26 protein-coding genes and 1 pseudogene are annotated in these 26306 nt (G+C 41.5%); 15 read left to right on the top strand and 12 right to left on the bottom strand.

Going from position 1 to position 26306, the window contains the following annotated elements; translation table 11 throughout:
- Positions 1-9 precede the first annotated feature (9 nt).
- A complete protein-coding gene (locus tag EIZ58_RS25440; protein ID WP_167577962.1) occupies positions 10-642 on the top strand; it encodes a pyroglutamyl-peptidase I in 633 nt (210 codons plus the stop codon).
- A gap of 1219 nt (positions 643-1861) precedes the next feature.
- Here the strand turns inward: EIZ58_RS25440 and EIZ58_RS25435 are convergent.
- The 8 genes from EIZ58_RS25435 to EIZ58_RS25405 form a co-directional block, all read right to left on the bottom strand.
- On the bottom strand, positions 1862-2017 hold the full coding sequence (locus EIZ58_RS25435; protein WP_134703785.1) for a YvrJ family protein: 156 nt from the start codon (positions 2015-2017) through the stop codon (positions 1862-1864).
- A 112-nt stretch (positions 2018-2129) separates the two neighbouring features.
- On the bottom strand, positions 2130-2354 hold the full coding sequence (locus EIZ58_RS25430; protein ID WP_134703784.1) for a DUF2922 domain-containing protein: 225 nt from the start codon (positions 2352-2354) through the stop codon (positions 2130-2132).
- Positions 2355-2447: 93 nt separating this feature from the next.
- A complete protein-coding gene (locus EIZ58_RS25425) occupies positions 2448-2672 on the bottom strand; it encodes a DUF1659 domain-containing protein (protein ID WP_134703783.1) in 225 nt (74 codons plus the stop codon).
- Positions 2673-2909: 237 nt separating this feature from the next.
- Positions 2910-3575, bottom strand: a complete 666-nt coding sequence (locus EIZ58_RS25420) for an N-acetylmuramoyl-L-alanine amidase (protein WP_134703782.1) — start codon at positions 3573-3575, stop codon at positions 2910-2912.
- Positions 3569-3760, bottom strand: a complete 192-nt coding sequence (locus EIZ58_RS25415) for a hypothetical protein (protein WP_134703781.1) — start codon at positions 3758-3760, stop codon at positions 3569-3571. Before EIZ58_RS25415 ends, EIZ58_RS25420 begins: the two co-directional genes overlap by 7 nt.
- On the bottom strand, positions 3757-3924 hold the full coding sequence (locus tag EIZ58_RS33850) for a hypothetical protein (protein WP_167577961.1): 168 nt from the start codon (positions 3922-3924) through the stop codon (positions 3757-3759). The genes EIZ58_RS25415 and EIZ58_RS33850 overlap by 4 nt, the downstream gene beginning before the upstream one ends.
- 75 nt (positions 3925-3999) lie before the next feature.
- Entirely contained in the window at positions 4000-4902 is a 903-nt protein-coding gene (locus EIZ58_RS25410; RefSeq protein ID WP_134703780.1) for a hypothetical protein, read from the bottom strand.
- A 29-nt stretch (positions 4903-4931) separates the two neighbouring features.
- Positions 4932-5267 carry a helix-turn-helix domain-containing protein gene (locus tag EIZ58_RS25405; protein ID WP_134703779.1) on the bottom strand — a complete coding sequence of 112 codons (336 nt, stop codon included), beginning with the start codon at positions 5265-5267 and terminating at the stop codon, positions 4932-4934.
- A gap of 1611 nt (positions 5268-6878) precedes the next feature.
- Between EIZ58_RS25405 and EIZ58_RS25400 the strand changes: the two genes are divergently transcribed.
- The 6 genes from EIZ58_RS25400 (at position 6879) to EIZ58_RS25380 (ending at position 11947) form a co-directional block, all read left to right on the top strand.
- Positions 6879-7433: a transposase gene (locus EIZ58_RS25400; RefSeq protein WP_134703778.1), complete on the top strand. Its 555-nt coding sequence runs from the start codon at positions 6879-6881 to the stop codon at positions 7431-7433.
- Positions 7434-7763: 330 nt separating this feature from the next.
- The gene (locus EIZ58_RS25395) at positions 7764-9035 is read left to right on the top strand and encodes a metal-dependent hydrolase family protein (protein ID WP_134703777.1); all 1272 of its coding nucleotides are present in this window, start codon (positions 7764-7766) and stop codon (positions 9033-9035) included.
- A gap of 19 nt (positions 9036-9054) precedes the next feature.
- Positions 9055-9267 carry a hypothetical protein gene (locus EIZ58_RS33845; RefSeq protein WP_167577960.1) on the top strand — a complete coding sequence of 71 codons (213 nt, stop codon included), beginning with the start codon at positions 9055-9057 and terminating at the stop codon, positions 9265-9267.
- The gene (locus EIZ58_RS25390; RefSeq protein WP_240689418.1) at positions 9179-9967 is read left to right on the top strand and encodes an alpha/beta hydrolase; all 789 of its coding nucleotides are present in this window, start codon (positions 9179-9181) and stop codon (positions 9965-9967) included. The genes EIZ58_RS33845 and EIZ58_RS25390 overlap by 89 nt, the downstream gene beginning before the upstream one ends.
- A gap of 256 nt (positions 9968-10223) precedes the next feature.
- Positions 10224-10991, top strand: coding sequence for an IclR family transcriptional regulator (locus tag EIZ58_RS25385; protein ID WP_134703775.1), 768 nt, complete (start codon positions 10224-10226; stop codon positions 10989-10991).
- Positions 10992-11047: 56 nt separating this feature from the next.
- The gene (locus tag EIZ58_RS25380; RefSeq protein ID WP_134703774.1) at positions 11048-11947 is read left to right on the top strand and encodes a fumarylacetoacetate hydrolase family protein; all 900 of its coding nucleotides are present in this window, start codon (positions 11048-11050) and stop codon (positions 11945-11947) included.
- A gap of 373 nt (positions 11948-12320) precedes the next feature.
- Here EIZ58_RS25380 and EIZ58_RS25375 read toward each other — a convergent pair whose 3' ends face one another.
- On the bottom strand, positions 12321-13136 hold the full coding sequence (locus tag EIZ58_RS25375) for an AraC family transcriptional regulator (RefSeq protein WP_167577958.1): 816 nt from the start codon (positions 13134-13136) through the stop codon (positions 12321-12323).
- 196 nt (positions 13137-13332) lie between these two features.
- Here EIZ58_RS25375 and EIZ58_RS25370 point away from each other — a divergent pair, with 196 nt between their 5' ends.
- The 7 genes from EIZ58_RS25370 to EIZ58_RS25340 all read left to right on the top strand — a co-directional run bounded on the left by EIZ58_RS25370 (position 13333) and on the right by EIZ58_RS25340 (position 21902).
- A complete protein-coding gene (locus EIZ58_RS25370; protein ID WP_167577957.1) occupies positions 13333-14811 on the top strand; it encodes a sugar ABC transporter ATP-binding protein in 1479 nt (492 codons plus the stop codon).
- Between the two features lie 56 nt (positions 14812-14867).
- Positions 14868-15905: an ABC transporter permease gene (locus EIZ58_RS25365; protein ID WP_134703771.1), complete on the top strand. Its 1038-nt coding sequence runs from the start codon at positions 14868-14870 to the stop codon at positions 15903-15905.
- A 303-nt stretch (positions 15906-16208) separates the two neighbouring features.
- Positions 16209-17696 (top strand): sugar ABC transporter ATP-binding protein, encoded by a 1488-nt coding sequence (locus EIZ58_RS25360; protein WP_134703770.1) that lies wholly within the window; start codon positions 16209-16211, stop codon positions 17694-17696.
- A 21-nt stretch (positions 17697-17717) separates the two neighbouring features.
- Positions 17718-18749, top strand: coding sequence for an ABC transporter permease (locus EIZ58_RS25355; protein ID WP_167577956.1), 1032 nt, complete (start codon positions 17718-17720; stop codon positions 18747-18749).
- Positions 18750-18786: 37 nt separating this feature from the next.
- Positions 18787-19845: a sugar ABC transporter substrate-binding protein gene (locus tag EIZ58_RS25350; RefSeq protein WP_167577955.1), complete on the top strand. Its 1059-nt coding sequence runs from the start codon at positions 18787-18789 to the stop codon at positions 19843-19845.
- Positions 19846-19944: 99 nt separating this feature from the next.
- Positions 19945-21003 (top strand): Gfo/Idh/MocA family protein, encoded by a 1059-nt coding sequence (locus EIZ58_RS25345; RefSeq protein ID WP_134703767.1) that lies wholly within the window; start codon positions 19945-19947, stop codon positions 21001-21003.
- Between the two features lie 14 nt (positions 21004-21017).
- Positions 21018-21902 (top strand): sugar phosphate isomerase/epimerase family protein, encoded by an 885-nt coding sequence (locus EIZ58_RS25340; protein WP_134703766.1) that lies wholly within the window; start codon positions 21018-21020, stop codon positions 21900-21902.
- 362 nt (positions 21903-22264) lie between these two features.
- On the opposite strand, the gene EIZ58_RS25335 is transcribed toward EIZ58_RS25340, so the two are convergent.
- The 3 genes and pseudogenes from EIZ58_RS25335 to EIZ58_RS25320 form a co-directional block, all read right to left on the bottom strand.
- Complete coding sequence (locus EIZ58_RS25335; protein WP_134703765.1) at positions 22265-22657, bottom strand: hypothetical protein; 393 nt, start codon at positions 22655-22657, stop codon at positions 22265-22267.
- A gap of 1054 nt (positions 22658-23711) precedes the next feature.
- On the bottom strand, positions 23712-24056 hold the full coding sequence (locus tag EIZ58_RS25325; RefSeq protein WP_240689427.1) for a hypothetical protein: 345 nt from the start codon (positions 24054-24056) through the stop codon (positions 23712-23714).
- Positions 24057-24130: 74 nt separating this feature from the next.
- Positions 24131-25330, bottom strand: a pseudogene (locus tag EIZ58_RS25320) (amino acid permease); the annotation flags it as partial.
- A gap of 487 nt (positions 25331-25817) precedes the next feature.
- Between EIZ58_RS25320 and EIZ58_RS25315 the strand changes: the two are divergent.
- Positions 25818-26195 (top strand): VOC family protein, encoded by a 378-nt coding sequence (locus EIZ58_RS25315; RefSeq protein WP_167577954.1) that lies wholly within the window; start codon positions 25818-25820, stop codon positions 26193-26195.
- Positions 26196-26306: the final 111 nt, after the last annotated feature.

Here is a 26306-nt window from a genome sequence, read left to right as displayed (position 1 = left end):
GTGTTCATTGTGAAAATTTTAGTGACTGGCTTTGAGCCGTTTGGCGGGATGGGATTGAATCCCACCGAAGCAATTCTAAAGGATATTGGGAAAGAGGAATTTGAAGGAGCGGAAATTTATACCGTTTTGCTTCCTGTAAATTATGATGAATGTGCAGAAAAAATCATAGGAGAGATCGAGCGAATTTCCCCTGATGCTGTCATTTCATGCGGACTCTATGCAGGCCGGACAGCAATCACCCCAGAGAGAATTGGAATCAATATGAAGGACACCATGGGGGAAGACCCGATTGCCGACAATCGAGGGATAAAGCCCATTGATGAAAGGATTAATCCAGAGGGGCCTGATGGGTTGTTTTCTACGCTTCCCAATCGGCAAATTACTTACAATTTGTTAAAGCGAGGAATCCCTTCGTTCATCTCCAATACGGCTGGTACTTTTATCTGCAATAATACCCTATACGCGGTTTTGGATTACATCCGGAGGAACGATTTGTCTATCATAGCGGGGTTCATTCATTTTCCGGCGTCAACGGCCATGGCCGTTGAAAAGCAGACCTTGCCCAGCTTGCCTCACCAAACGATGGTAGAAGGCCTGAAAATCATCATTGAAACGGTGATTGATGATCGAAAGCGCAAGTAGCGTGTTTGCGATTGAGGTTGCAAAACAGAAATCACGTATAAAAGGGCAATCCTTCTGGCCATCAGAAGGGTTGCCTTTTTTATCGTGAAGGGAAGTTTAGGGTACGGAGTCTCCTCCTATATCTGTTGATAACGCTCAATTACGGCTGTAAAAGAGCAGGGGGCTATGCTCAACAAGCAAAGGCTTTACAAGAAAAGACTTTAGGAGACCTCTTTAAGAGTTACCTAAAATCTTTTTCTTTTATAAGTTAATTGTGTTTAATATAGGATTTAAAATTTAATTCCGGGGGTTTCTTCCTTGATAAATCCTAAATGATCAGCCACTTCTTGGCAAGTTGTGTCCATAGTTTGATAGGTAATTTTTAATAAGAATTTAATTCACGCCACATTGGAAAAGGGACAGTCCTGCTGTTCTTTAATGTCCGGCTCGGGGGTGATACCCCCAGGTAGGGGACTGTCCCTCACTCCGCTAAAGTATGAAAGTAAACCTCCCCAATCAAGATTAATTTCTTGATTGGGGAGGTTATTGTCGTTCTAATATCGTTTCAAAACCGATATTTGTTACTCTAAAAAATGTCACGATCTATTTAATTTAAGGAGCAGATAGACTGCAGAAATTTGCTAGGATAAGAGAAGCAATTACATAATGCAGGGTGGGCGGTTGGCCACTTCCCTATAGAAGGGAGGTGGTAACATGACGGCGTATGAAGCAATAATGATAGCACTCACATCAAATTTAGTTTTGATAGGAGTTTTAACAATTGTTGTAATGATCGTCGTAAAAAGAATAAGTAACCGCCCTGACCTCGACCAAAGGATAATGGGGTAGTTACTTCTTTTAAAATACTACTTAACTTAGCTCAGCCGCTCTTCATGCGGCCTGTAATTGCACAGTCAGGTGTAGCGAGCACCTGACTTTCTTATTTTTATACTTTATCTACTTATATTATTCATGGAAACTTAATTCAGTTCAAATTACGGTTGAAATATGTAATCGCCCGTCGACAGCGAATCTAACGCTTCACCTTGCAAAAGGGTAGCTCCCAGAAGTCCTGTTCATATTAATCCGAAATGGCCTTACTTAGAGCTGTGTTTTTCAATTAAATTACTGCCTTAAGAAAACAAAGCTAGTCGATAAACGTATGTATGCTATAAAGGCCTGATTCACATCCTCTTGTGATGTAGATCAGGCCTTTTTCGTGTTTAGGGTTTCCACCACTCTATGTTTCCTTCCACCTATGAATCGCCTTGGTCATCTCGGCGATAGAGGCGGTTAAGTTATCCATCTTGTTCTCGACCCTTGTGAGTAAGTACCAGGAAACAAAAATGGGGAAACCCAGATTACCGATCAGTGGGATGATGTCCAACTGTTCCATGGGTTTCCCTCCTTCTTCTGTTGCTTCTGAACTGTCGAGTTACTCGTGCTCAGAAGCAATTGTAGTCCCTTTAGGGGCTTTTGACAAATTTCGGGGAGTGACAGGCACTCTATTATTCTTCTACGGCGAAGTCTGTGACTGATCGTTGAGTGATTCCGGCATCCTTAATGGATGTGATATCGAACAATCCACCGATGGCTACGACGGCTTCCATTTGAGTTTTGACAGAAGCGGATGTTAAGTCAGCTTTTGGAGCTGGAACATCGAGCTTCAAGGTCTTGCCATCTGTCTTGTTGAAGTACAGGGAGATGAGAGATTCATTGAGTTCACGAGGCATTATGTACACCTCCTTTCATGGGGGGATCAAAGCGGGGCACTGTCTGGGGAGTCATCGACAATTTCCGGGGAAATTCGGGGAGTGACAGGCACTCTACATGATTTCGATGATCTCTTGGGAGTTGGTCAGGATAACTTGGTCGAGTGGCCATTCGGAAAGAGCAGCCATGGCTTGTCCGAACAGGTGGACATTTTCAAGCGTGGCGTTAGCGGGGTTGACGTTTCTGTAAGTGCGGGACTTGCGGATGGCTTTACCATCTTCATCCATTCCGCTGATGAAGATCAACTTGATTTCCTTAACGTCTTTGGTTATCAGCATTTGTTTCACCTCCTTTCTTTGATAATTCTATAATAGCATGTTCAACGCTTTTTGTAAACAATAAATTTATAAATTTTATTGTTTTTGAGTACAAATTTCATGAATACAATGTTAATGAATACAACCATCATGAATGCAACAGTCGTGAATACAACCATCATGAATGCAACAGTCGTGAATACACCAGTCGTGAATACAACAATAACTATCCAGATGATCAGTTTACAAGTTCAGAAGTCACTTACTCAAATCCACCTTCTTACTAAGCTCATCCCACTTCACCGTATACCCCAGGGCTTCAGCAATTTTCCGGATGGGACCATAGGTGGTTCCGCTGTCTAAGTATCCCATGGCAATGGGCGTCCCTTGGTGACAGATGCTCACCATTGGTAGTGTACTCTCCAAATCTTTCATAAGACGGCTCCATGGAAAAAAGGGACCGGGGCAGCTCGGCTTGTTCACCGAATCAATTTCGTAGTGACCGATAATGTAATCTCGGGTTAAAGGGATCTTCCACCGAGCTGCGATCTGTTTGATCAACCACAGTCCTGCCTGGTACTGGGGTTCATCAATGGCACCGCCTCGGTCTTTTCCCTCGAATTCAATCGTGATTGTATATCGATTAGGGTTGCCGCCTCTTTGGATAATCTGGTCTGCGGATGGCTTGTTCACTCTTCCATTCGTCCAGGCGCCATCCTTTTCATCCACATACTGATGAATTTCCCCTTTCCGGCCGACTCCATAGTGGCTACTGACGAGAGAATGAGGACTTTGGAAATGGGCGAGTGTTCCAGCTAATGAGCCAGCCATTGTGTGAAGGACGATTAGAGGAGGTTCGGGTAAATTACGGTGGGGACGAACTAGAGGGGTAAAGTGAGGGCTTCCTTTCCATTCGATTAGCATGCAGCATCATCCTTTCCTATGCAGATAACCTTCCATTCCGTTTGTAATAAAGGCGCCAAGCAATAATCATGGACAAAATCCATGTGATCGGGCGATAGGACATATTGTCTTCCATTTAGGAATTCAGCAACCGTTAAGAAGCAGTACGGACAACATTGAATGCCGTATGTTAGGGGTGTGTTCATTTGATTTCCTCCAATGCAAGAAGAAGCTGATTAAGGATAGCTTGTTGATCTGGGCTTAGTGGTTCGAGGCTGGGCAAAGTGTTCCCTTCTTGATGGTTCCAAACCCAGTCTGGGATCAGAATAGTGGTAATGGCTGGTTTAATGGTTTTCAATGAGTTAAACATGAAAGCTCCTCCTTTTTGTGTGTAAAAATTTGAATGGATAGTTACCGTTATATAAAAAATGAGAATGATACGGTCTCAACCCAACTCCCCCAACTCGCGGAGAAGCCGGTCTGCAATAGCCTGTTGTTCGGGACTGAGCTTATCCGTATTCGGCGGGGTTAGACCCTGCTGCTGTTTCCAAACCCATTCCGGAACATCACGGGGGCGTTGTTGGGTGGAGGGGGATGGGGAAAAAGGAACGATGGGATGAGATATAGAATGCTGTGGGAGTTTCCATTCGTTATGAATGGCTTTTAACAGATAGGCGCCAAATCGTTTAGGGTCATGGGAGTAATTAATGCAGGTGATCAATTTCTTGTGGAAGAGCTGAAGGTCAAATCGGGGATCTGCTCGACATTGGTGGTAGACCTGGATGATATCGTTTGACCTTTCTCGAAGTCGGTGGTCCTGATTCATGGCTTCTTCGATACATAGTGGAAGTTCTTCAGATGGGAATTCTTCGGGTGGTAGAACAGGTGTGGTTTCATTGTTTTCCTGAGGGTCCTCCTGATCTTCAGGAGGATATGGCTGATGATCATGGTCAGAGGTGTAATCGGAGGGAACCGCTTGTGGAGCTTCGGGTTCAAGGTTATGGGATGCCTGTAAAACCGAATGCGCATTTTCTGGATTGTTTTCTGGGTAGGAATAGATAATGAGATGAGTTTCTTTTTGAGCTTCATTTTTGGGTTTGAGTTCAATCAGGCCAAAATGGAGCAAAGGGCGAAGTACTTTTTCATAGAAGGTGTTTTTTCCCATTTTCAGTTGCTTAATAATCTTGTTGAGAGAAAGGGAAAGGGAGAAAGGGGTGTCAGGGGAGCTTGTCTCCTTTTTCCAGCTGTGTAAGCGAAGCCAGGTGAGAAAGGCTTTTTCACCCAGCTTAGGGAGCCAATCACTCACCATAATCGAGTGGATTTGGGGGATTACGGGGGATGTTAGCATAATGAGGCCTCCAATGGTTTGATAGGATGTTATTTCGGGGGATGAAACGCGGTAGTGGCTTGTATGATCTGCTCGACAGCAGCAATCTTCTCGGCCGTGTTAAGCTGCTCTGCAAACCTTCTGGATGCAAGGTGAGCGGGGTTCTTTGACAGAATGTCCAAACATTCCTCGGTAAGGAGGTATTCAAGGGGAACTCGAAGAGCTATCGTCAATTGGCATAAAATGAAAATATCTGTCGGAACGTTTGAATCGTTTTCATATTTGGCAATCGTGTTCCGATGAATCCCGGCCTCTTCTGCCAAATTCTCCTGATTCCATCCAAACTCTTCTCTCCGTTTGCGAATCCTTTGCCCGACCGTGTCCATACCTTCGTCACCCGCCTTCCGATAACCCTAAGATACGTGAGAAGCCCGACTCAATCCATACACGAACATGTGCATTACATTACCAAAATGCACATTTTTGGAGAGTGCCTGTCACCACCCGAAATTTGTCGAGTGGTGAAAGAGGAAGATGATATCTATCTATCTTATTTATTAATTATCAATAATAAATAAAGATCTTTAATGATTAATTGAGACTGGTTCTGATTGGAAACTGGTTCTGTTGGGTGACTGGTTTAAAGCTGGGGCGGCAGAAGGTGGGGGACGGACCAAGCATAGCGGTATTGGATAGAACCGCTTGTGAATCACAAGATAGAACTGGTTCTGATCGGAAACTGGTCAGGATCAAAGTTATCGGTACTAGGATAGAACCGCTTGTAAATCCTCAAGAAGTAGAACTGGTTCTGATAGAAAACCGGTCAGAATCAAAGTTATCGGTACTGGGATAGAACGGCTTGTAAATCCTCAAGAAGTAGAACTGGTTCTGATAGAAAACCGGTCAGAATCAAAGTTATCGGTACTGGGATAGAACGGCTTGTAAATCCTCAAGAAGTAGAACTGGTTCTGATAGAAAACCGGTCAGAATCAAAGTTATCGGTACTAAGATAGAACTATTTGTAACTCACAAGAAATAGCACTGGTTCTACAGGGAACCGGTGCAGGGTGAAAGTTAATGGTACTGAGATAGAACGGCTTGTCAATCCATAAGAATTAGCACTGGTTCTGATAGGGAACCGGGTGTAGGGTGAAAGGTAGCGGTACTGAGATAGAACCGCTTGTTAAATCAAAAAGAAATAGCGGTTCTGATAGGGGACCGGTACAGGGTGAAAGTTAGTGGTACTGAGATAGAACCGCTTGTTAAATCAAAAAGAAATAGCGGTTCTGATAGGGAACCGGTACAGGGTGAAAGTTAGCGATATTGAATTAGAACGGCTTGTAATCATAAGGAATAGCATTGGTTCTGATAGGGAACCGGTACAGGGTCAAGGTTAGCGGTATTGAGATAGAATCGCTTGTTAAATCAAAAAGAAATAGCGGTTCTGATAGGGAACCGGTACAGGGTGAAAGTTAGCGATATTGAATTAGAACGGCTTGTAATCATAAGGAATAGCATTGGTTCTGATAGGGAACCGGTACAGGGTCAAGGTTAGCGGTATTGAGATAGAATCGCTTGTTAAATCAAAAAGAAATAGCGGTTCTGATAGGGGACCGGTACAGGGTGAAAGTTAGTGGTACTGAGATAGAACCGCTTGTTAAATCAAAAAGAAATAGCGGTTCTGATAGGGGACCGGTACAGGGTGAAAGTTAGTGGTACTGAGATAGAACCGCTTGTTAAATCAAAATATAGCTCGCACTCATATGCCACACCTCCCCATAATTTATTGTTGTCACTAAACATAGGGAAGGAGTAGATTTCTTATGGTACAGCATTTTAGCAAGTAAATTAGACGTTATATCTAATAACTAAACGAGCTCCTTTACCCTTTTGAATTGCATATATAACTTGATCAGTAGGTTTCATCATAGAATACATGACCGACCACGTAAAATGCCTCTGAAATTCTTGATGTAGTAGATGAACAAACAGAACTCTTGATAAAAGCCCAAAAAGGAAAGCAAGAAAAAGTACAAAATGGTTTTGATAAAACAAACTTCCAGTATGACAAATGTAATGACGTATATACATGCCCGATGGGTTATACCTTGAAGTTTAAATGGAATGGAAAGCAGAACGATAAAGACCACCAACGTTATACGTGTGAAGATTACATGAATTGTGGGAAAAAAGATTCTTGCACCTCCTCTAAAGGTGGGAGATCTGTTACAAGGCTTAAGGAAGAAGAAGTTATTGAAATCATAACGGCAAACACCCTGAAGAAAAACGATATTTACCTAAAAAGGGGATCCATTGTAGAGCACCCTTTCGGCACCATTAAACGACACTTTGGTTATACATATTTGTTAACTAGAGGGCTTGAATCAGTAAGCACTGAGGTAAGCTTTATTTGTCTTGCCTACAATATAAAAAGATTAATAAAAATTATTGGAGTTAAGGAATTAATAAGGAAATTAAAAGGGGATCTGGCATCTATATTAAGTGGAATGAATTACTTTTATAGAATATCCCCTAGAATTTCATGCTTTTAGTGATTTTCAAACTAATTGTTAGACAGACTCACGTACGGTTCTGAGAGGGGGAGCAAGTCGAGAGGCTTGCCTCTACTCGACCGCAGTTCATTAACGGATTTATTCCGATTTTAAGAAGCGCAGGAGGTGCTTCTTTTTTAGTATCGAGAAGACAGATCTAATAGCTATTGAACTAACTAAAAAAGAATAGCAAAATACATAATAATTATCGCAATATTGTTTATTTTTATTAAATAGGAAATGCGGTATTTTATATATAGAAGAATCAAATGGTTATTACAGTAGATTGGAATAGATTAACAAAAAAATTATAGAGGAGGAATGAATACTATGAACTACATTTGCATTACCGGAGCAAAAGTCTGGGACGGGCTTTCTGATGCGTCCTACCCTGCCACCGTCATCGTTAAAGACAACCGAATCGAATCGGTAATCCGCGGAAGTGAAGTGCCTTCCGATCTGCCCGCTGATCACATAGACGGAACTGGCATGACATTGATGCCTGGTATGGTGGAGGGACATTGCCACCCAAGTTTTACCGGTATCAGCACGAATGTAGAACTGGGCTTGATTTGCCCAGAGGAGCACATGCTGTTGACAGCACAGAACCTGAAGCTGCTTCTCAGTCATGGATTTACCTCGATTTTTGAAGCCGCTTCGGCAAAGCCAATGTTGGGCGTCACTGCCCGCAATGCAATCAATGCGGGCATAATCGAAGGACCCCGGATGCTGGCTGGAAGCCCCGAGATTACGACCACAGCAGGTCTGGGTGACGAGCGCAAGAGGCACATTTATCAGGAGAGCTTTGGCATGGTTGCAAACGGTGCGGACGAATTTCGCCGCGTGGCCAGGGAATGCATCCGTGATGGTGTCGATGTTCTAAAGATCAATATCTCGGGTGACGAATTCGTCAGCCATGCCCGGGCAGAGATCACGCCTCTCGAGGATGAGGAATTGGCTGCGTTTGTTTCAGTCGGTCATCGCTTCGGCAAAATAGTTGCAGCCCATGCCCGTTCCTCGCAGAGTGTTAAGATGGCTGTCCGTCACGGAGTAGATTGTATTTATCACTGTGATTTCGCCGATGAAGAAGCTCTCGACATGCTTGAGTCTGTGAAGGATCGCGTCTTTGTAGGGCCAGCCTTTGGTCTCGTTCACAACAGTACTATGGGCGGTATGCCGGTAGAAGTGGCTGAGAGCATGGGGCTGTTTCGTAAGTTTGAAGCCACCTGTAAGACTTATCATGAAATTCGTAAGCGCGGTATCAGAGTCGTGGTAGGTGGTGACTACGGCTTTACAATTACGCCTATGGGGCAAAATGCCAAGGACATTGAACATTTCGTTCGGTACTTTGGTTATTCGCCGGTCGAAGCGCTGAAGTGTGCTACAAGCGTTGGCGCACAGCTTATGCGCATGGGAGAAGAACTGGGACAGATAAAGGAAGGGTTTCTTGCTGATATGCTCCTTATTCGAGGGGATGTCACCAAGGATGTATCACTTCTCCAAGATCGCAGCAACCTGGCCATGATCATGAAGGACGGAAAGATATGGAAGGACCCCCGCGACAACGTAGAGACACGTCAGGGCTTGATCTCCATAGCTTAATAATCAAGAGATATCAAACATGTCAGGGAGGAAACAATGTACAGACTTATCGCATTTCCCGCCGCTCCGCGGCGGGTTTTACCAACAGGAGTGGGACGATGAACGTGCTGCACAGCCGGGATTACTGGGATGGCCAGTTACGGATGGCGAAAATTCTGCCGGACTTTGGAGTGTGGCTCGAATGCCTGGAAAGTCGGAGTCGGGCGGTGTCGGAGCGATCGCCATTAGTTAGCCATGTATATGGCGACGATCCGCGCCAATGGCTGGAGGTTGGGGAGATAAGCAACTCAGGGCTTGTAGTCCCCGTTTTTGTGCATGGCGGGTACTGGCGTGCGCTGCGAGCAGAGGATCACCGTTGTGTGCTGCCCGGCCTAACGGCATTCGGCCCAACGGTTGCGAACGTGGAGTACCGACTGATGCCAGGTGTCCGAATGGCAGATGTAGTCAGCGATGTGCGGACGGCAATTGTCCACCTCTTGACTCTCTTGCCAGAACGAACAAAGGTCTGCCTCGTTGGTCATTCCGCAGGCGCACAATTGGCACTGGCCGCGATCCAATCGCGTGACGTGGCTGATTACTGTGCTGCCGTTGTTGCTGTGAGCGGGGCGTTCGATCTGAACCTGGTCAGCATGTCTTTCCTGCAGGATGAACTGGCACTGACCGAAGCCGAAATCTCTGCCTGGACGATCCATGATATAGCGCATCGCGTGCCGACAGCACTCATCGTCGGTGAGAAGGAGACAGCCGTGTTTCATGATCTGTCGCGCAAGTTAGCCCAGCGGGACCACGCATCGATGGTTGTTGTGCGTGGCGCACATCACATGAGCGTTCTTGCCAATCTGTTTAATAAGCACACGCCACTGGTCGCTGCGCTATCCGCCTGGCTTGGCGGTGCCAGCTTGCCCGATTCCGTTGATGGAGTATCTGAATGACCGTTGACAGATGGTTCGATTGCATAAAATGCAGATATGCCGATTAGGAAATGAATTATTAATATAAGGATATTTCTACAGTGAGAGAAGATAGCGGTTCAAAGCTCATTCATAAGAGGGTTCCTTACAATACAAATTCCCCACTGGAGTTTTCAATTTTCAAATATTTCATATTATGAATGTAGTTGCCATGTGTGAACGATTCCTCCTGGTTTAGGACTAGGTTAAAAAGTCCAATAGGTAAAGGAGGCGGAATATGCCGATTATACAAGCTGTTGAGCGAGCACTTGATATTTTAGACTTGTTTAAAGAACATGAAACAGAACTGAAAATTACAGATATCAGCCAACGGATGAATTTGAATAAAAGTACGGTGCATTCGCTATTGAAAACTTTGCAAGTGAGGGGCTATATTGAACAGAATACAAAAAACGGTAGATATAAGCTTGGCCTGAAATTGTTTGAAAGAGGGAATTTTGTTATCCATGGGATGGATATTCAAAAGATTTCTAAGAGTTATCTCGTGGAATTATCTAGAAAGTCTGGTAAAACAACGCACCTAGCTGTTTTAGACGGTAAAGAGGTTGTATATATGGATCAAGTGGAAGGAACGATGGAGGTTATGTTGTATTCGCGTATTGGAAGCCGTTTTCCAGTACACTGCACTGCTGCGGGGAAGGTCTTGGTTGCTTTTCGTATACCGGAGGAACGTAGTAAAATTTTGGATGGGTATGTATATCAAAAATTGACAGGGAACACTGTTTTGAGTGAAGAAGAGTTTTTACAAGAATTAAATCACGTTTGTGAAGTGGGTTATGCTATAGATAACCAGGAAAATGAACCTAGCATTTATTGTATTGCTGTACCGATTAGAGATTGGAATGGTGAAGTTATCGCGGCAATTGGTATGTCAACCCTTGTTTCTCGGGTGGATGACCATAAATTGCATGAGCTTCTTAAACTATTTATAAAAGCGGGCGAACAAATCTCAGCACAAATGGGGTATGGTTCTAGACTATCCTAATAAATCTATCTATTATACAAAACTTAGTTTTATATGAAAGAAAGGGGAGGTTTACTATGCGTATTATTCGTTTTCTTAATGAAAAATTGATTCCTATCCTTGCTGCTCTAACTGATGACTCTAAAGTTTATGTACTTCCTCAACAAGATTTTATGGAGCTAGTAAATCAAGCTGAAGAACTAAACACGACACCGCGTGCTTTTATCGAAGGGGTTATCGCTGTTTCGAATCCATTGGATGTTAATGCCGAAGAGCTGCAGCTTCTTGTTCCAATTGAAGCACCTGAAGTTTGGGCATCTGGAGTAACCTATGAAAGAAGTCGTGATGCACGAAACTATGAAGCCACAGCAGGTAAGTTAGATGCGACCACGTTCTATGATAAAGTTTATGATGCGGTACGTCCGGAAATATTCTTTAAGTCAACTGCAGCTCGTACAGTAGGTACGAACCAGGATCTTTATATTAGAAGTGATTCTAACTGGCAGATACCTGAACCAGAACTTGGTTTGGTTATTACAAAAACAGGGAAGATCGTTGGTTATACAATAGGAAACGATATGAGCTGCAGAGATATTGAAGGAGAAAACCCGCTTTATTTACCTCAAGCAAAAATTTGGAGACGTTCTTGCTCTATTGGACCATCTATTCGTTTGGCAGAAACGGTAGAGAATCCTTATGATTTCCAAATCACTTGCCGTATCTATCGCGATGGAAAGCGAGTTGTCGAGGGAACAGCAAATACAAATCAATTAAAGCGTAAATTCAAAGAACTTGTTTCTTACTTGGTACTGGATAATGAAATATTTGATGGTACGGTATTGCTAACAGGAACGTGCATCGTTCCTCCTAATGAGTTCACCTTAAAAAATAACGATCTCATTGAAATAGAAATTAATGGTATTGGTATCCTGAAGAATCCGGTTAAGAGCCAGGTAAGTCAGTCCGTTGCAGTTTAATATTTTTCGCTGTTGGACGGCTGGGCCAGTAGATCTTCAGTCAAGTTGAGAAATGCAGGATTAGTTGAATGGATTCTATCTCCTAGCGTTAATACAGAACATTGTTTTATATTGTAAAAATGTTTTGGTTAAGACGTACCAAAACTTTATTAACGGTCAATGGGTTGGTTCATCCACAAATTAAGTGGATCCAAGCATTAACCCAGCAAATAAGAATTTTTTACTGCTATTAAAACCGTATTTGTAAAGGGATAAATAAGACAAGTTAAAGACCCGAAATTCCACTGCTAAGGAAACTCGGGTCTTATTTAGTGTCCATATTATGAATTAACGAGTAGAAGATTTTTTGGTAAAATGTATTCATAAAACTATTTTATCTATTGTTTTTTCTGAATTTGCCAGGTGAAAGCCCTGTTGTTTTTTTAAATATTAAATTAAAGTAGGTAGCATTGTGATAACCAACTTTGTAAGAGATTTCTTGTATTGATAGATTAGAGTGCAGCAGCATTTTCTTGGCTTCATCTATGCGATATTGAATCAGATACTGTATTGGAGAAATACCGATTTCATTTTTAAATGTGTGAGCTAAATGGTAAGGGCTTACAAAAATGACATCGGCTAACTCGCTTAGTGACAGATCTTTATTATAGTTTTGGGAGATATATTTTATTGCTTTTTCTGATATTGATATGTTCGAATGATTGTTCGTATTATCATTCAGGGAGCGGAGAATTAATATAATAAATGCAGTTAACAGAGAGTTGATAATCTCTTGTGAACCAAATGTCATATCCTGGTGTTCTGTATGAATATCCTCCAAATATTTACTGATCGCCATGTGGTTGGTTTGAGCTCCAAGTAGAACAGGAGAAGATTCAAGGTTAAAATGGCCTTTAGGAAGTTCTGAAATATGTAAATGGGTAAAGGTGAGTGAGAAACCTTTAATAGAATCATTAACTGATGAGATTGTTTCATGCTCTACAAAAGGATGAATCAGAACCAGGTCTCCTCTTTTCGCTGAAATAATTTCTTGGCCTACTAGGAATTGACCTTTTCCTTCTTGAATAAAAAAAATTTCTGTACTTTCATGTTTATGGATTGTTTTATTTTTGGTCTGTTGGTTATTGTTATTTAATTCGATAATGGATTCTAATCGGGGAGTATCTAACAATATTGGTAATTGTTGCACATTGCTATACCTCCACAATCAATAATTGAGATAGTTCATTAGTATTAAATATAATAAATTATGAGAATAATTCAAGGGAAAACTATAAACATAGCAAGAATGCATAATTTTTTAACAATAAATATAATTTTACTTTTTATATTTATTGATTAAACTTAAGGATATAATAACTCATATTAAAATGGGTGGTTCCAACATGATTTTTAAAATGGAGAATATCAGTAAATCATTTTTTGGTAATAAAGTATTAGATCAAGTCAATTTTGAACTGAAATCTGGGGAAGTGCATGCTTTAATTGGCGGAAATGGAGCAGGGAAATCAACCCTAGTGCATATTGCTTCTGGCATGCTTGAACCAGATAATGGGAAATTTTATTTAAATGATCGTCAGGTTGCCATTCATTCGCCTTTAGATGCCAAGAAATTGGGGATTTCTGTAATTCACCAGAATCCAAGCTTAATACCTGACATGAGTGTCGCGGAAAATATTTTTTTGGGAACGGAACCAAGATTACTAAAAATATTCGTGTATTCTTTGAAGATGAATTGGGAAGCAAAGAGAATTCTCAAACTGCTGGGCGTATCTATTAACCCAAACAAGCTTGTAAGGTATACCTCTCAACATGAGCAGTATTTAATTTCGATTGCAAAGTCTATTTGCCAGAAATCCAAAATCCTAATTATGGATGAGCCTACGGCAGGTTTAACTGAAAATGAGAGAATTAATTTGTTTAAACTGATTAACATGTATAAAAGTCAAGGAGTAGGGATCATTTATATTTCTCATCGGCTAGATGAAATCTCAAAAATCTGTGACCGGGTAACGATTTTGCGGGACGGTAAACATATTGTCACAAGCGATGTCCAAAATTTGCCCGAAAAGGATATGGTCAAGCTGATGTTCGGTAGGGACGCTAAATTATATTTTCCCCCTATTTTGAAATCTAGCAGAAACGAATTGTTGAAAGTGGAAAATCTTACAAAAAGGCCACTTTTTAATAATGTAAATTTCACATTGTATGAAGGGGAAATTCTTGGTATTGCTGGATTGGCCGGATCTGGGAAATCGGAACTGGCAAAGACAATTTTTGGGCATAAGCAGAGAGATTCTGGTAATATTTTTTGGAGACAACAGGAAGTTGTTTTTAATCATCCCATTCAGGCGGTCAATGAACGATTTGGATATGTTAATGAAAACCGATTAACTTCTGGTTTGATGATGAACATGAGCGTAAGAAACAATCTATCCATATCCAGTTTGAAAAAATTAAACCGATGGCAGTTCGTTAAAGTCAACGAAGAAATGGATGAATCATTGCAGAACGTTATCGATTTAGACATTAAATTGAGCCATGTGGACCAAAAGGTCAAGTATCTAAGTGGCGGTAATCAGCAAAAGGTGATGTTGGGCAGATGGTTAATGGCAGACAGCGCAATCTATTTGCTGGATGAGCCCACTAAAGGAATTGATGTTGCCAGCAGGAGCGATTTATATCTTAAGATTCATGAGCTTGCTGAACAAGGAAAAGGAGTTCTCATCATCTCTTCAGATATACAAGAGTTATTAGGCTTGTGTCATCGCATTTTAGTCATGAATCAAGGATGCGTGATTGGCAGTTTGCCAAATCATAATCTGACTGAACAAAAGATTGTCCAGTTAATGAATGCGCCTTAAGGCAATGCTTAATAATCTTTAAAGGAGAGAAGCCATGGGAAAAGGGGTGTTAAGGGTTGCGATATCAACAACTTGAATACGACCATAGCAGTCAAAAACCAGATGTTATACCAATTGAAGATAATGAAAATTATGTTCATCGAATGATCAAACAGTATATAGGCAGCCTGGGTTTATTTTTCATCATCATCGTTTTTTGTGTTATTCTTAGTTTTTTGTCTCCAGTATTTTTAACGAAAACGAATCTGATTAATTTGCTAATTCAATCTGCTATTCTTATCACGCTATCAGTTGGAGTTACTTTTGTCATGCTGACAGGAGGCATCGACTTATCTGTAGGCGGGGTGATGGCCGTTTCGGCGGCAATAGGTTTGGGAACTATTGTATATCATGACGTTCCTGTCATTTTAGGAGTTTTCATTTCACTTTTAATCGGTGCTGCATTTGGTTTATTCAATGGGATCATGGCATCCAGATTTCATGTTCCTCCTCTGATTGTCACTTTAGCTACAATGGGCATGGCCAGGGGAATTGTAACCATGTATACCAATGGCTCCAACATTACACCGGTACCGTATAGTTTCGTGGTTCTTGCTAATGACAGGCTATTTGGTATTCCGATTTTGATCATTGTTGTGGCTGTACTAGTATTAATGGCACATATTATATTGAAATATACGGTATTTGGAAGAGCGGTCTATGCTACAGGCGGTAATGAAGATGCAGCAAGACTTGCAGGTATTCGCACAAGACTAATTATTATATTTTCTTTTATAATCTCAGGATTGATGGCAGCGACTGCGGGTATATTTATGACCGCACTATTGGAATCAGCGGGTTCAAATGCCGGCAGAGGGATTGAATTGACCGTTATTACGGCAACTGTTATTGGGGGAACGAGTTTATTTGGAGGTCAAGGTAATGTTGCTGGAACCGTATTGGGGGCTTTTCTGATTTCGCTGGTAGCAAATGCAGTAAATTTGCTGGGTGTTCCTCCTGCATGGGAAACATTTGTGACCGCATCCCTAATCCTTATTGCAGCTCTGCTGGACGTTTATCGACGTAAATATCTAATTGAAAAAAATATGCTATAGGATGAAATGAAACTGGAACTTAATAAAAATTGACTGTCTGAAAGGGCTCTAAAATTAGAGCTCTTTTTACTTTCTTCTTTGCTTGTTTAGGCATATTTATCATTTCTCGCGATCAGACTTTATGGAAAACAGATACAGCAAAAAAGTGTAATAATTACAGCAATTTTGTTTATTTTTATTATACAAAAAATGAGGTATCTTATAGAAGAGAAGAAAACAACAAAAAAACGATGTGATATTAAAATGACAAAGGAAAGGAGACTGGAAGGAACATATAAATTATGATGAATAGGAGGTGATCTCATGGCTTTATTAAAAGCCAATGGCATTCATAAGCGATTTCAAGGGGTCGTCGCATTAAATGGTGTAAGTTTTGAGCTAAAGCCAGGAGAAATACATGCGCTGCTTGGAGCAAATGGCGCCGGAAAGTCCACTTTAATTAAAATTATATCCGGATATCATGCTCCTGACGAAGGTGAAATCCGAATGAACGGCGAACCGATTCGTCTCCATGATCCAAAATCCTCACACGATGCTGGCATAGCGACGATTCATCAAGAACACAATCTCATTCCTCATATGAATGTCATTGACAATATTATGCTGGGTCGATGGGTAGGGAGATATGGTGTTGTTTCGGATGATGAATGCAGACGAATAGCCATTCGTGCTATAGAAACGGTCGTTCCTGGCCTGAATTTAGATTTATTGGGTTATCAACTAACTCCAGCTGAAGGGCAGTTAGTCGAAATCGCGAGGGCGTTGTCTGAAAATGCCAAAGTGATCATCATGGATGAGCCTACAACATCGTTATCCCCAAGAGAAATTGAAAGATTGTTTAATGTAATGCGGGATCTTAAGAGTAAGGGGATTGGCATCATATTTGTATCACATTGGCTAGAAGAAATATTTGCGATTTGCGACAGAGTAACTGTTTTTAGAGACGGATGCTATGTGGGAACCGATGATATCCAAAATCTTGATGAAAACACCATTGTGCGGATGATGGTCAATACGGACGTGCCTGAGCTACCTCTCGTAGAAAGGATACCGGGCAAAGAAATTCTAAAAGTGCGAAACCTCTTCAAACAAGGGGTTTTACAAGATATATCTTTCAATTTGCGTGAGGGAGAAATATTAACGCTAGCCGGTCTGGTCGGAGCGGGCCGTACCGAACTCGTACGATGTATCTTTGGTATCGATGATTATGACTCTGGAGAGGTTCTAATGAATGGAGATCAGCTTCCTAGAAATGATCCAGGTGCCGCCGTTAAAGCAGGAATAGGATTTGTTCCGGAGGACCGGAAAGGGCAAGGCCTTGCTGGAAACTTGACGGTGAGAGAAAACTTTACCTTAAGTCTATTAGACAAAGTTGCGCCTAAAGGAATCATTAAATCTGACATGGAGGTGGAGATTTCCAACAAGCATAGTGAAGCTATGAAAGTCAAGGCTCCATCCATAGAAGCTAACATTATGACACTGTCGGGCGGCAATGCTCAAAAAGTTGTGATTGGACGATGGCTTGCCAGAGAGCCCCGAGTTTTAATCTTAGACGAACCGACAAAAGGGGTTGATATTGGCGCTAAAGCTGAAATCCATCGATTAATTGGGGACTTGGCGGAGTCTGGCGTAGCAGTATTATTAGTAACATCTGAAATGCCGGAAGTTCTTTTGTTAAGTGATCGCGTTTTAGTCATGCGAGAGGGAAGGATTTCTGGCGAATTAAAACGATCTGATCTTTCTCCAGAAAAGGTGATAAGATATGCAACGGCAGAGGAGGTAACCATATAAATGAATAAGAGTTCGGGAGTGTTGGCGAATTCTGTGCGTAAGTTGGTAGAATTGCAAGGTTTGTTGATTGCCATTCTTGTCATGGGAATCGCATTAAGCATCTCGTCTGATAATTTTTTCACAAGCGATAACCTAGTAAATATTTTATACCAATCGACCATTGTGGCTGTAGTGGCTTTAGGTCAAACGTTTGTAATCCTTGTTGGCGGGATTGATTTATCAGTAGGTTCTTTGATTGCGCTTACTTCATGTTTATCTGTAGGGCTATCAGTAAATAGTGGATTACCCGCATCGTTTAGCATTCTCTTTACTTTACTCGTTGGTATCGCATTCGGTCTTGTGCATGGGCTTGCTGTCACCAAATTGAAAATGCCGCCGCTGATCGTCACACTTGCAAGTTTAAGTTTGGCTAGTGGCCTGGCCTATGTATATTCTGGAGGGACAAACATTATCCCAGTCCCTGAAATTTTTGAAACAGTCGGAAATGCACAGATTTTTGGTGACCGGATTCCGGTATTTATTCCCTTTGCCATAGTACTCACGATAATCAGTTATTTTACATTAACCAGAACTCGTTTAGGAAGGCAGATTTATGCAGTGGGTGGAAACCAAATGGCTGCCCGTATGGCCGGAATTCCGACAGATCGCGTCATTATCATTGCTTTTATTATTTCCGGTCTATCCGCGGCCATCGGTGGACTGATGATGACAGCTCGTCTACAATCAGGAAGCCCGATTATTGGCACAGGTATGGAGCTGACTGTAATCGCTGCTGTGGTTATAGGGGGTACAAGTTTGTTTGGTGGACAAGGAAATGTAATAGGGACAGTGTTAGGAGTTCTGTTGTTGACCATGGCATCTAATGCGATCGTCCTTCTTTCTATACCACCTAACTATGACAAAGTTTTCACAGGAGTAGTCATCGCGATCGCGGCCGCTCTCGATATTTACCGCCAGCGGAAAAACACAAAAAACATGAGCCGAATGAAAAGAAATACAAGTGAAGCAACTACAAATGTTCCTTCCAAGTCTGAACAAAAAAACGCAGTATAGTGTAAGTCACAAAATTAAAAATATAGGGGGACAAATGATGAGGAAGCTTTCAGGGATTACCGGTATTTTATTAAGTTTTACGTTGGCTCTAACAGCATGTGGATCACAGCAATCGACTTCAAACACTCAACAGCAAGCACAGAGTACAGCTCAAAGCGAATCCAATACGAAAACGCAGCCTAGCGCTGAACAAACGTCGAATGACAAAAAGGTCAGCAGTTCCTTAATGGGGTTAGGTTTTGAGTTCATGGTGATGCTGAGTGATTCATCTAAGGAAATTGCTGACAAAAATGGCATGGCGTTGCAGGTGTTTGACGCAAATCTTGATGCCAACAAACAAGCGACTCAAATGCAAAATATCATCGCTACAAAACCTGATGCGATTTTACTTAGTGCCGTTGACGGCAGATTAATCAGTCCATCTGTTAAGGCTGCAAATAAAGCGGGAATTCCAATTTTCGCCGTAGAAGCTCAGCCGTTGGATGGGGGATATGAAACATGGGTCGGATATGACAACTACAAGGCTGGAGAAATGGCTGCAGACTATATAGCAAAAGCGGTCGGTGAAAAAGGGACGGTTCTGGAACAGCGTGGAATGGTTGGAGCTACCGGTGCGGACCTAAGGAGCTCAGGCTTTAATGATGCCATGAAGAAATATCCTAATATGAAAGTGGTTACGTTGAACAATGAATGGGTTGCCGACAAGGCATTCTCTAATACACTTGACGCCTTTACTGCCCACAATGATATTGTCGGTACTTTCTCAGCGAATGATGAAATGTTGCGAGGTGTCGTCTCCGCTCTTAAAAAGCTGGACAAATTGAAAAAGATTGGAGAACCCGGACATATCGTCATGGTTGGTGTTGATGGAACTCCGCTTGGCTTGGAACGTATCCGCGAGGGCATTCAAGACGTATCGTTGAACCAAGACGCCAATGAAATGGGCAAATTAGGAATGGAAAGAATGGCCATGTACTTTAATGGGGATAAGTCTTACCCAAAAGATACAAAACTTGAACCAAAGATCATTGACAAAAATAACGTCGATGATCCAAATCTATGGGGCAATGTCATGGCCGCAAAAATGAAAAAATAATAGTTTTACCGTTGATAGTTTTTAGGGGAGCTATCTACTGTTCTCCTAATTATTATAAGACTTTTCTTATTAACACCATTAGAAAGGAGTTGGAAATCGATGAGAATTATCCAAATTGGTGCTGGCTTTTGGGGCGGCGGATGGGCGAGTGTAATTAAAAATTCTCCTTGGACTGAGTTGGTCGCACTAGTCGATTTAAATGAGCAAACACTGCATACCGTGGGCGATCAAGTCGGACTTCCTAAAGAGCGAAGATTTACATCCTTGACAGAGGCTCTGAAAGTCGTGGATGCACATGCAGCGCTTGTGGTTGTTCCGCCTCCTGCGCACGAGACAGTAGCTATTCAAGCGCTTGAAGCGGGTCTCCATTGTATGATAGAGAAGCCTTTTGCCCCAACTTTAAGCGCCGCTAACAAAGTGGTTGAAGTAGCAGAGAAAGTCAATAGATTTGTCATGGTAACACAAAGTTTTCGTTTCAGACGAGGTCCTCGTACTGTAAAACGCTTAATTGAAGAGGGAGCTGTTGGAAAAATTGAAGCCATTTATGGTCGTTTCAGAAAAGCCCCTCCATTCGATGGATTCCGCGCAGAAATGGAAGAGCCTCTCATTGTAGATATGTCGATACATCATTTTGACTATATACGCGGTATATTTGGAATTGAACCAGATTATGTTAGAGCTCGCAGCTTCAATTCTAGTTGGACTTGGTTTAAGGGAAATGCATCAGCATTCGTAGAATTTGAAACCAAAGACGGCACAATGATCTCCTATACAGGATCTTGGACTTCTCGACGACCACATACTGGATGGGATGGAGCATGGGAAATTCATGGGACACATGCCTCGATTTTATGGGACAACAATCGTGTTCTTTTATATCCTCAGGGTAACATTATTGGTGAAACAGTATTCAGAGCAAGAACATTGGAAAAAGATAATGATATTTTAGAAGTTCCTCTTGAAGCCGTTGATGAAGAAGAAAGATGGGGTACAGTAAAAGAATTTGTTACAGCCATTAAGGAAAATAGACAGCCTGAAACCCATGGTAAAGACAACCTTCGAAGTATGGGATTAGTATTAGCTGCAGTTGAGTCTACCAAAAATGGTGGAAATCAGATTGATTTCAATGAATTTTATAATAAAAACATTAAATTATAGAGGAGGAATTATTTATGAAAATTTCTTTTAACAGTTGGTTGTATGGTTCTGCTTTTGGTTGGATGCCTTGTCGTTCATTAGAAGATACTGTGGATACGTTGGCAGAAATGGGTTACGATGGAATCGAAATTGGTGCTGCCGCTCCTCATGGATTCCCAGAACAAACAAGTCCAGCTCGAAGAAAACAAATTCTATCGTATGTAAAAAAACGCGGCATGGAAGTTTCGGCTTTATGTCCAGCACTGGGAGGTGGACCTGGATATAATCCAGCCTCACCGGATAAAGAAGAACGTGATGCAAGCTTTAAGTACATTTCTGAGTGTATTCAAATGGCGCATGATCTCGAGTGTGAAAATGTAATTTGGTTACCAGGTTGGAAGCGTTATAAACAACCTCGTCAAGAAGCATGGAACTATGCAGTAGAGGCACTTCAAAAATGTGCTGATGTTGCTCGTCCTCTTGGAGTTAAACTTGCAATAGAACCAACTTCTGAAGTTTCGGATGTAATTGAACATGCAGGTGATTCCCTGCGTTTAATAAAAGATGCAGGTGTAGAATCAGATGTTGCTGGGGTAATGCTTGACACTATCCATATTTTCTATAGAGGTGATGACGTAAGAGAACAATTTAACGAAGCAGGAGATCGCTTGATTTACATTCACATCTCAGACGTTAACCGTGATGCACCTGGTACACATACTGATTTTAGAGGTGCTGTAGATGAGCTTGCTTTGATTGGATACGATGGTTGGTTATCTATGGAAGTTGGATTCCCACGTCGTGATCGAAATCCAGATGGTATTACACGTCAATCGATTGACTATATGCGTCAAATTCTTGCAGAACAACAAGAACGTATTGCCAGTTGGAGAGAAGTAGCTGCTGCAAAGAATAAGTAAGTTTTATAACCAAAACCGCTTCCTATTAGTGGAGGCGGTTATTTATTTTAAAAGAAATAGTAGATTAATAGTCTTATGGGAAGGAAGGTTTATTGTTGCAAAAAATAAACACCTAAAATTACACGTTAGGATGTTCTAGATTCAGGAATCATGGATCATATTGAAGATCTAGACGAGCTTCGATTGATTTATAATGATACAAAGGAAAATCAAATGGGGCATCCCTTACGATTTTTAGATATTGAATAAATCATAGATGAATATTTTGAAAGAAAAAACATTTTTATTGGTAAAAATACTGATTAATTAGAATGGAGGTGAGGGAGCGGATTACGCGTTTTTTTTGTCAGTTACTTGATCAACTAAAAATTCATCTCACACATGGAGTTATATCTAATAACTAAACGAGCTCCTTTACCCTTTTGAATTGCATATATAACTTGATCAGTAGGTTTCATCATAGAATACATAACTTCACAGCAAGTAGCCATCCTATGGTTGCTCGATGGATACCCACCTAATTTTCGATGTACCTCACCAGAAATAATATCAATATAGGTTTTGCCTTCTGCTTTGGCATTGTTAATTAGTTGTTTGATTTCCTCTCTGAATTGTGATGCATTAGGAACAGTAGTGCCAAAATCTTTCCAGCTCTCAGTATAATTCTGACTAACCCACTCTTTTATCTCCTCGATAGATCTTGTACCGCCTAATTTAATATAAGCATCAACTATAGCGTCACATTGAGTAAACATCTAATAGATCCCTCCAAAAACTATATTAAAAAAATTTTCTCAATTAATAGTTACAGTAAAAATTTGTTGTTAACTAAAAAGTAATCTATAACCCTATAGTGTAGTCATGCTTATGGTAAATGTTCATGGTGCCTCCCTTGGGATATTTAATGCGCTTGTAATAAAGGAATTTGCTGTTCAGGCTCCATAAGCAATGTTTTCGTTGATGGGTTGTTGAATCCCCCATTATCCAGGATACCTTTAGTAAAGCTATTTACAGTAATGAAGTTCCACATAGACACTTCTGTTGCTAACGAAACTGTCTATTCTTCCTCTTCGCTCAACAGGTGAATTATATTAGAAAAGCAGCTGATGTAAGCCTTCCTTGGAAGGGGCTTAGATATCTCTACGAATCTCTAAGTGGAGGGAGGACATGGAACTTTACTTCTCGAATTAATGCTCATGGAGAAGTGTATTATGCGAGGTTTAGAGTGAATTTTTATTAATCGGAAGAATCAGGAGTGGGGGAGAGTATATGTTTAACCATGAGCAGAAGCGACTAATACTTAGAATCTTAATGAAGGAAAGAGAACGATGGTTTTCAAAGAATAAGGGGAAATTATTAGATAAGACTATCTCGGATTTATTTCAAATGATTCGTAATGAAAGTCACAATCCCTATGAAGGGTACGACAAGGCACTTGATTGGTTTGATAGAGATAGACGAAAATAACTAAGGATGACTCTAACTTCAAAGTTCTCGACGAAAGGAAAACAATGCGCCTACCTCGGGTTTGCAGTATTCGATAAAATACTGTTCACAGTGATACAAAGATTGGAGGGTCCCGGAGGGTTTATGGAGCTGGGCGAGACCGGGTACCGACGCAGAATTGGTTCCGAGATGCAGGCGCCAATAGTTGTATACCCTTAGCACAACGGATCGTGATGCGTTCGTCAGTGGAGGCGTAGAAATAAAGATCAAATAAACAAAGAAAAGAAGGGTCGCGATGAAAATCGGCCCCTCAGCTCATGAATCCCCTTTATCCCACGATTTCTTTTCCATGGAACGCTCTGTTTAATCCTTTTTTTTCATTTGATACCCTATATAAAGGATAATAAACCATATAGGCGCTACAACTAAGGCTATTCGCATTTCCGCCATAAATGCCATTAAGACAGTGACAAGCGCTAAAAAAGCGAGGGCCAAGTAGGAGGAAATAGGATAAAACGGCATTTTAAATGCTAGTTTTTCTATTTCTTCTTTTGTTTTTGATTGTCTGAACTTCAATTGGGCAAGCAGGATCATCGTCCAGCTGGTGATCACCGCAACCGTGGCGACGGAAGAAATATACAAAAACACTTTTTCAGGCACAAGGTAATTCAAAACGACGGCCACTAATAAAAACGCGGAGGAGAACAGGATTCCTCGTCTCGGACTTCCATTCTTGTGAAGCTGTCCGAAATATTTCGGACCGTTAGCTGCAGGGATAGNATTTTAAATGCTAGTTTTTCTATTTCTTCTTTTGTTTTTGATTGTCTGAACTTCAATTGTGCAAGCAGGATGATCGTCCAGCTGGTGATCACCGCAACCGTGGCGACGGAAGAAATATACAAAAACACTTTTTCAGGCACAAGGTAATTCAAAACGACAGCCACTAATAAAAATGCGGACGAGAACAGGATACCTCGTCTCGGACTTCCATTCTTGTGAAGCTGTCCGAAATATGTCGGACCGTTATGCTGCAGCGATAAGTTGTACAGCATTCTTCCCGAACTGAATAATCCACTATTAAAAGCAGATAAGGCTGCTGTTAAGACAACGAAGTTAATGAGATGAGCCGCGCTAGGGATGCCAACTTTATCAAAAATCAACACAAAGGGGCTGCCGTTTGTACCGATCTCATTCCACGGATATAAAATCATCATGATTGCTAATGCACCAATATAAAAAATTAAGATCCTCCAGACGATATTATTGATGGCTGTTGGAATCGATTTTCGGGGATTTTTGGCTTCGCCTGCCGTAATTCCAACCAGTTCTACCCCGCCGAAGGAAAACATCACGAGAACCAAGGACATGAAAATACCGTAGAGTCCATTGGGCATGAATCCTCCATGAGTCCAGAGATTGTCGAAACCGATGGGCTGGCCGTCGTTTCCTATTCCAAGGAAGATGATTCCTAATCCAAGCAGAATCATTCCGATAATGGCTACAACCTTAATCAGCGCAAACCAGAATTCAAACTCTCCAAATGCTTTTACATTCGCAAGGTTTATCATGGTGATGATCATCAGGACAGCCAGTGCGGTTAGCCATTGGGGAATATCCGCAAACCAGTAGTTCACATAGACACCCGCGACGGTTATTTCTGCCATTCCAACGATAACCCACATAAACCAATAGGTCCAGCCGGTTAAGTAACCCGCAAACGGACCTAGATATCGATTCGCGTATGAACTAAATGAACCTGCAACCGGTTCATCTACCGCCATTTCTCCCAGTGCTCTCATAATGGTGAAAATAACTAATCCTCCAACCAAATAAGAGAACAAAATGGATGGACCAGCCATTTGAATGGTTGCACTTGAACCATAAAACAGGCCGACTCCAATCGCACCACCCAGTGCAATGAACTGGATGTGCCTGCTTTCTAAACCGCGTTGCAGGTTTTCTCTTTCATGATTTACTCCCAACCCCTATTCCGCCTTTCTTGAAACTCTATTCTTTCTTTCCGTTGAGAGATTATAAGCTCTAAAGAATCTTCTAGCAATGGAAGAGATTAACGCTTTCTCTCATTAAAGTTTATGAGTCAAGTCGTTTAAGGCCCAATCCGGTATACCCCAATATAATCGCGAGGATCGGATTAATGAAACATAAAAATGAAAATAAAACATATTCCATGCCGATTCCAAGGGTAGACATAATAGCTAGTCCAAGATGGAGCATGTCATCTTATTATTGTATAATAAGGAAAAGTTAGTGGAAAGGGAAGGGTAAGATGGGTATTATTGTCATATTTACTGTATTGGAGTAAATATACAAGCTAGCTGCATCTTTGAGGGCAATCGGTCCAGTCCAACGGATAAGATAGGCAGCTCGGACAGTTCTGTACCCTTAAGTCTTTCTTCCACATACCACTTTTGGGCATTGGTTACGATCTGAATGGAAGGAGAAATGAAGATGATAAAAAGACTAGAACACGTAGGGGTATTTGTACAGGATATGGAAAGATCCATCCATTTTTATCAAGAGGCTTTTGGGTTGCTAGTGAGGAGAAGGGAGTTTATTTCGCCTCAGGTGGAGCTGTGCTTTCTTTATTTTGAGGAGTCTCCGGAAGTAGAAGTGGAACTCGTCTGCGGTCCATCCATCGAGAGTTCTGAAGGGCTTGTTAATCATTTAGCCTTCCGTGTTACGAACATTGAGGCCGAGTTAAATCGCTTAGAGCAGTTAGGGGCAGAATTAGTGGACAGGGCCCCGAGAACCATACTAGGCAATGTGAAGATTGCGTTTATGAAAGGCCCGAACGGCGAGAAATTGGAGTTGGTGGAAAGAGAGTAGATCATTTTGACGACGGGCGAAGGTGAAGCTTACGCTTCACCTTGCTAAAGGGGACGATTCTTTAAAATGTTAAAGTAAATCCCCCTCCAGGTATACACCCGAAGGGGGATT

It is taken from the genome of Ammoniphilus sp. YIM 78166 (assembly GCF_004522215.1).
GTDB lineage: Bacteria > Bacillota > Bacilli > Aneurinibacillales > RAOX-1 > YIM-78166.
The sequence above is the reverse complement of the archived record's forward strand: the minus strand, read 5'-3'. Positions and strand labels throughout refer to the sequence as shown.